Below are 6,358 nucleotides of genomic sequence, written 5' to 3'. Positions count from 1 at the left end.
GCCCCCGCCTGCGCGGCGCCCCGGGCGGACCCCGCCGAGACCACGCCACTCCCGAAGGCGCCGGCGGCCGGTCCCTCCGCTTCCGCATCCGCGTCGGCGCCTTCGTCCCCGGCTCCCTCCTCCGGTCCCCGTCGGCTGTTCCTGGGCACCTACACCTCGGGGGACGGCGGCGGGAAGGGCATCGGTGTCGCCACGTACGACGCGGCGACCGGCGCGGTCACCGGCGGCGATGTGGTGACGGGCGTCGACAACCCGTCCTTCCTCGCCGTGCATCCGGACGGCCGGGCGCTGTACGCCGTTGACGAGCAGAACGCGGGTGCGGTGACGGCCGTGCGTCTGCCGGGGACCGAGGTGCTCGGCAGCCGCTCCACGGGCGGCTCGGGCCCCTGCCATCTGTCGGTGCATCCGAGCGGCCGCTGGCTGCTGAGCGCGAACTACGCGTCGGGGAGCGTCGCGGTGCATCCCATCGCGGCGTCCGGCGCGCTCGGCGAGCGCACCGATCTGGTCACGCACACGTCCCCGGCGCCGGGTCCCGGCCAACAGGGCCCGCACGCGCACCAGTTCGTCACCGGTCCGGACGGCGGACATCTGCTCGCCGTCGACCTGGGCACCGACACGGTGTACACCTACCGTCTGGACGAGACCCGGGGCACGCTCACCGAGGTCTCCCGGGCGCGGACGAGGCCGGGCGCGGGCCCGCGCCATCTCACGTTCCACCCCGGTGGCCGGTACGCGTATCTCGCCAACGAGGCCGACAACACGGTGGCGGTGTGCGGCTACGACCCGGCGACGGGCCGCCTCTCGGTGGGCGAGGCACAGTCCACGGGCACGGGAGGCGGCACGAGTTACCCGGCCCAGTTCCTGGTGACGCCGAACGGGTCGTACGCGTTTCTCGCCAACCGGGGCCACAACAGCCTGACGCGGTACGCCGTCGAGGCGGACGGAGCCCGGCTGCGGCTGCTGGACACGGTGCCGGTCGGCGGCGACTTCCCGCGGCACATCGCCCTCTCGCCGGACGGACGGCTGCTGTTCGCCGCGAACCAGCGGTCGGGCACGGTCACGGTCTTCGGGGTCGACCAGGAGAGCGGTGAACTCCGGCGCACGGGCGAGCCGTTCGCCTCACCCCTCGCGGTCTGTGCGCTGCCGCTGTAGCGGACGGGGGCAGGAGGCGAGGTTCGCCTGGGTGAGCAGGACGTGCATGCGCTCCGTGAGCTGGGAGACGTCGTCGGCGGGTGCGTGGAACGGCAGGCGTACGTCGCCGTTGCCGCGCACCCGTTCGATGCGCAGGGTGAGTCCGTGGCGGTCGACGGCGAGGGGCTGGACGCGCACCGCGCCGTGCAGGCTGTCCGGTTCGACGAGACGGGTGAGCCGCTCGACGGCGTCCGGGTGGGAGTCGGCGAGATGGGTGAGGAGCTGGGCCTCGGCGAGGGCGAGCGGGTCGGGCCGGGCCTCGGCGAGCTCGTCCAGGTCGACGACCACGGTCCCGCCGGGCCGGCGCAGCACCGCGCGGGTGGGCCGGAACGAGAGCTGTCCGTCCTCGGGGACGAACCAGCCGGCGAGCCAGAGCCGGGCCCGGATCCGGTTCCGTACGGGAACCGGTGCGACGTCGGCGAACTCCAGGACGGCGGACGGCTCTCCGCGCGGGGAGCAGATGGCCGCGGCGAGCAGCGCGCTGTCCTCGGGCACCCGCAGCAGCACCCGGCCGTCGGCGGCGACGGAGTGCGCGCCGACGAACTCCTCCCGGCCGCCCTCGGCGCTCACCGCGCAGGACCAGGCCGCGGCGAGCACCGAGCGGGCGTGCTCCGCCGCGGCGGGCGCGGCGGTCCAGGTGTGACGGTCACCCATCAGCTTCCTCCTTAGGTAAGGCTTGCCTAACCTATCGAAGATCGGGGCGTACGCCAACCACACCTCGCCGATCGAAGGGCCGGGCGTGGATCCACGCCCGCCCGGAAGGGGCGTCGCGGCCGCCGGGGAGAGCGGGCCTCAGGGCGTGACCGCGCCGAGCAGCGCCCGCGCACACAGATCCCGCACCTGGTCACGGGTCAGGTCCGCGCCCCGCAGCCACTCCAGGCACACGGCCGTGGTGAAGGCCAGCCACCCCCGGACGGCGATCCGCAGTTCGGGCCGGTCCTCGGCCGACCGGCCGAGCTCGGGATCCGCGGCGAGGGCCAGGAGGATCTGCCGCTCCTGCGCGGCCAGCGCCTGCTGATAGACCCTGCGCACGGCCTGGTCACCGGCCGCGTCGGCACGGTGGAAGGCACGGAACCCGTGGGCGTGCTCCTCCACATAGCCGAGGAAGGTGTCCAGGCCCGCGCCGAGCTGCTCACGCACCGGGACACCGGGCACCGCCGCGGTCATCCGCAGCATCCGCCCGCTCTCCCGCTCGACCACGGCGGCGAAGAAGTCCCGCTTCGTCGGGAAGTAGTGGTACAGCAGCCCGCGCGAGACTCCGGCGATCTCCGCGACCTGCTCGATCCAGACGTCGTCGTACGGACTCTCCGAGAACAGGCGGGCGCCGACCGACAGAAGCTGCTCCCGGCGCGCCTCCGTACTGAGCCGGCGGCGTGCGCGCTCCCCCTGCTTCCCCGTCATGCCCGCACTTTACTTGACGCCGGTTCAACAACGGGATCAGACTGAACTCCGCTATTGAACTCACGTACAACAGACTCAACCTGCCCGAGTCACAAGGGAGATGGCGTCATGGCGGAGACGAAGGTGGCGCGGCCGAAGGGGTTCCGCAGCGCGGAACTGGGCTGGCCGGAGCTCCACCGCATCCCGCACCCGCCACGCCGCGTCCCGCTGGTCGGCGATGTGCTCGGCGCGAACATCCGTTCCCCGCTCCAGGACTCCATGAAGTTCGGGAAGGAGCTCGGACCGATCTTCCGGCGCCGGGCCTTCCGCAACGAGATCGTCTTCGTCTGGGGCGCGGAGCTCGCCGCCGAACTGGCCGACGAGTCACGGTTCGCGAAGCATGTGGGCCTGGGCGTCGCCAATCTCCGTCCGGTCGCCGGGGACGGACTGTTCACCGCCTACAACCACGAGCCCAACTGGCAGCTCGCGCACGACGTCCTCGCCCCCGGTTTCGGCCGCGAGGCCATGGAGGGCTACCACCCCATGATGCTGGCCGTGACCGAGCGGCTGACGGACCACTGGGACCGGGAGCAGGCCGCGGGCCGCGCCGTGGACGTGCCCGGCGACATGACGAAGCTGACGCTGGAGACGATCGCCAGGACCGGCTTCGGCCATGACTTCGCCTCCTTCGAGCGCTCCCGGCCGCACCCCTTCGTCAACGCGATGGTGGGCACGCTGACCTACGCGCAGCGCCTCAACGTCGTCCCGGTCCCGCTCGCGCCGCTCCTGCTGCGGGGCGCCTCCCGGCGCAACGCGGCGGACATGGCCTACCTCAACCGCACGGTCGACGCCGTGGTGGCCGCCCGCCGGAGCGCCGGCGGCGACGGCGACCTGCTCGACCGCATGCTGGAGACGGCCCACCCCGAGACCGGGGAACGGCTGACCCCCGAGAACATCCGCCGCCAGGTCATCACCTTCCTGATCGCCGGCCACGAGACCACCTCGGGCGCCCTGTCCTTCGCCCTGCACTACCTCGCCAGGCACCCGGAGACGGCCGCCCGCGCGCGTGCCGAGGTCGAACGCGTCTGGGGCGGCACGGACCGGCCGGGCTACGAGCAGGTCGCCAAGCTCCGATACGTCCGCCGGGTCCTCGACGAGTCGCTGCGCCTGTGGCCCACGGCACCGGCGTTCGCGCGCGAGGCCCGTCACGACACCGTGCTCGGCGGTGTCCACCCGATGCGGCAGGGGGCGTGGGCGCTGGTGCTGACGGCGATGCTGCACCGCGACCCGGGGGTGTGGGGCGCCGACGCGGAGGGCTTCGACCCGGACCGCTTCGACGCGAGGGCCGTACGGGCCCGCCCCGCGCACACCTTCAAGCCGTTCGGCACCGGGGCGCGCGCCTGCATCGGCCGCCAGTTCGCGCTGCACGAGGCGACCCTGGTCCTCGGACTGCTGCTGCGCCGCTACGACCTGCGGCCCGACCCCGGCTACCGGCTGCGGGTGGCCGAGCGGCTGACCCTGATGCCGGAGGGGCTGCGCCTGCACCTCGAACGGCGCGCGCCCGTGACGCCGGGGCGGGCGGCGACCCTGGCGGGCGCGGCGGAGTGAGGCCGCGCCGCTCCCGGCCCGGGCGGGGTGCCGTTCTCCGACCGAGCGGTCTCCTCAGTCTTGCGCGGTCCAGTGGCCGGGGCGGGTGACCGATTCCGGGAGACGGGTGCCGGCGCTGCCTCGGGCCGAGTTCAGCTGGGGCTGGGTGAGGAACAGGGCCCCGGTCAGATCGGCGTCGGTCAGGTCGGTGTCCCGGAGGTCGGCGCCGATCAGATCGGCCCCGCGCAGATCGGCCCCGGTGAGATCGGCGGCGATGAGCAGCGCCCCGCGCAGACTCGCGCCCCGCAGGTCGGCACCCTTGAGCCGGGCCCCCATCAGATCCGCGCCGCGCCGGTCCTTCTTCCTGCCCCCGCCGGCCCCGGCCCGTACGAGTTCGCTGGCCCGCAGCAGCAGTTCGCCGGCCTTCTGCCGGTGCGCGCCGACGTCCAGCGCGGCCAGTTCCTCCGGGGTCTGCCGGGTGAGGTGCTCGGTCGTGGAGATCAGGCGCCGGACATCGGCGTGCACCGGACGTGCGGCGGGGAGCGTCAGGACCTCGTTCAGGTACCAGAGCAGTTCGTGCAGGTGACGCACGACGGGGAACACGTCGAACATCCGCCGGGCGCGCTCCTTCGACCCCGAGCGCCAGTCCTCGCCGCCGAAGGTCACCTGGGAGACGTGCTGCCCGGCGCCGAAGCAGTCGTAGACCGTGCAGCCCGTGAAACCCGCAGGCCGCAGTCGGTTGTGGATGCCGCACCGTGAGTCGTCGCGCAGATTCGGGCAGGGCTCACCCGCGCCCTTGTCGATCGCGAAGTCCGCCGAACGGGCGAAGGGCAGGGCGACACAGCACAACCCGAAGCAGCTCCCGCAGTCGGCGCGCAGTTCGTCACGGGGATCCTGGGATGTACGGACTTCCTCTGGCATGTCCTCCAGCCTACCGAGCTCTCCATACGCCCTGAACTGGCATGACTTGACGGCCCCTCGGGCACGCGCCGATCCACCCGCTCCCGCTCTTGATGTCTGACGGCGCACCGGGTATCGAGTCAGCCATGGACGACATCGCGCTCCCCGGTCTCCCCGCCCCTCCCCCGCTGGGCGCGAGCGCCCTGCCGGCCGGGACGTACGACGGCTCGCTGGTGCTGGTCACCGGCGGCGGCACCGGACTCGGGAGGGCGATCGCGGCGGAGTTCGCCCGGCTGGGCGCCGATCTCCTGATCGTCAGCCGCCGTGAGCGCCATCTGGCGCCCGCCCGTGCCGAGTTGGCCAAGCTGGGCACGCGGGTCAGGTCCGCGGTCTGCGACATCCGGGACCCGAAGCGTGTCTCGGAGGTGTTCGACGAGGGCGGGCTGCCCGACGTGCTGGTCAACAACGCGGCCGCGAACTTCCCCGTCGCCACGGAGGACATGTCCCCAAATGCCTGGCAGGCGGTCGTCGACATCACCCTCACCGGCACTTTTCTGATGACCCGTGAGTTCGGACGGCGCCACCTCGCGGCGGGCACGCCGGGGTCGGTCATCGACGTCGGCGCGTCCTACGCCTGGACCGGCGGCCCCGGTTTCGCGCACAGCGCGGCGGCCAAGGCCGGTGTGGAGAGCCTGGTGCGGACCCTGGCGGTCGAGTGGGGACCGTACGGCATCCAGGTCAACGGTCTGGTGCCGGGGCTGATGCCGCACGAGGACATGACGGAGGACATCCGCGGCAACCTGGCCCGCAGCACGGGCGGCACCGGCGGCGCGGCCGGTACGAACCCGGAACACCACCGGCCCGGCCAGGGCACCCGGCGCACCGGGGCCGGGCGGGATGAGAAGGACGACCGCGATGACCGGCACCCCGGGAACGCACCGGGCGGCGAAGACACGCGGGACGGCAGGGACGGCCAGGACGCCGGGGACGGACGGGCCGGGGACGGACGGGCCGGGGACGGACGGGCCGGGGACGGACGGGCCGGGGACGGACGGGCCGGGGACGGACGGGCCGGGGACGCCGACGCGCTCGGCCGGCGGCAGCCGGCTCTGCGCGTCGGCGTACCCCGTGAGCTCGGCTGGGCCGCCACCTTCCTGGCGTCCCCCTACGCCCGTTTCATCACCGGTCACACCCTGGTGGTCGACGGCGCCAACTGGCAGCGGAGGGACATGGTCGCCCCGCCGGTCACGCCGGTGCGGGACCAACTGGGGCGTGGTCCCTTCACCGGCTGACGGTCACG

Annotated in this window: 6 protein-coding genes; 3 read left to right on the top strand and 3 right to left on the bottom strand. The window is 73.6% G+C overall.

The features are described from left to right. The first annotated feature begins 135 nt into the window (after window positions 1–135). Window positions 136–1,152, top strand: coding sequence for a lactonase family protein (locus ACFXGX_RS35475; RefSeq protein ID WP_384799946.1), 1,017 nt, complete (start codon window positions 136–138; stop codon window positions 1,150–1,152). Here ACFXGX_RS35475 and ACFXGX_RS35470 read toward each other — a convergent pair. Together ACFXGX_RS35470 and ACFXGX_RS35465 are read right to left on the bottom strand one after the other, a co-directional pair. Continuing rightward, window positions 1,120–1,845: a DUF2470 domain-containing protein gene (locus tag ACFXGX_RS35470; RefSeq protein ID WP_384799934.1), complete on the bottom strand. Its 726-nt coding sequence runs from the start codon at window positions 1,843–1,845 to the stop codon at window positions 1,120–1,122. The genes ACFXGX_RS35475 and ACFXGX_RS35470 overlap by 33 nt on opposite strands. A 138-nt stretch (window positions 1,846–1,983) precedes the next feature. After that, window positions 1,984–2,592, bottom strand: coding sequence for a TetR/AcrR family transcriptional regulator (locus tag ACFXGX_RS35465; RefSeq protein WP_384799931.1), 609 nt, complete (start codon window positions 2,590–2,592; stop codon window positions 1,984–1,986). Between the two features lie 108 nt (window positions 2,593–2,700). Here ACFXGX_RS35465 and ACFXGX_RS35460 point away from each other — a divergent pair, with 108 nt between their 5' ends. Continuing rightward, window positions 2,701–4,179, top strand: a complete 1,479-nt coding sequence (locus ACFXGX_RS35460; protein ID WP_384799928.1) for a cytochrome P450 — start codon at window positions 2,701–2,703, stop codon at window positions 4,177–4,179. A gap of 54 nt (window positions 4,180–4,233) precedes the next feature. On the opposite strand, the gene ACFXGX_RS35455 is transcribed toward ACFXGX_RS35460, so the two are convergent. Then, on the bottom strand, window positions 4,234–5,079 hold the full coding sequence (locus tag ACFXGX_RS35455; RefSeq protein WP_384799925.1) for a pentapeptide repeat-containing protein: 846 nt from the start codon (window positions 5,077–5,079) through the stop codon (window positions 4,234–4,236). 125 nt (window positions 5,080–5,204) lie between these two features. Between ACFXGX_RS35455 and ACFXGX_RS35450 the strand changes: the two genes are divergently transcribed. After that, the gene (locus tag ACFXGX_RS35450; protein WP_384799922.1) at window positions 5,205–6,350 is read left to right on the top strand and encodes an SDR family oxidoreductase; all 1,146 of its coding nucleotides are present in this window, start codon (window positions 5,205–5,207) and stop codon (window positions 6,348–6,350) included. The last annotated feature ends 8 nt before the right edge of the window (window positions 6,351–6,358 follow it).

Source organism: Streptomyces sp. NPDC059371 (genome assembly GCF_042751995.1).
In the GTDB taxonomy this organism is placed as follows: domain Bacteria; phylum Actinomycetota; class Actinomycetes; order Streptomycetales; family Streptomycetaceae; genus Streptomyces.
This window is presented reverse-complemented; position numbering and strand designations above follow the sequence as displayed.

Bases quoted from the DNA above. Each gene is read 5' to 3' on its own strand.
- ACFXGX_RS35450 (WP_384799922.1), top strand. From the start codon at position 5,205: ATGGACGACATCGCGCTCCCCGGTCTCCCCGCCCCTCCCCCGCTGGGC.
- ACFXGX_RS35460 (WP_384799928.1), top strand. From the start codon at position 2,701: ATGGCGGAGACGAAGGTGGCGCGGCCGAAGGGGTTCCGCAGCGCGGAA.
- ACFXGX_RS35470 (WP_384799934.1), bottom strand. From the start codon at position 1,845: ATGGGTGACCGTCACACCTGGACCGCCGCGCCCGCCGCGGCGGAGCAC.
- ACFXGX_RS35465 (WP_384799931.1), bottom strand. From the start codon at position 2,592: ATGACGGGGAAGCAGGGGGAGCGCGCACGCCGCCGGCTCAGTACGGAG.
- ACFXGX_RS35455 (WP_384799925.1), bottom strand. From the start codon at position 5,079: ATGCCAGAGGAAGTCCGTACATCCCAGGATCCCCGTGACGAACTGCGC.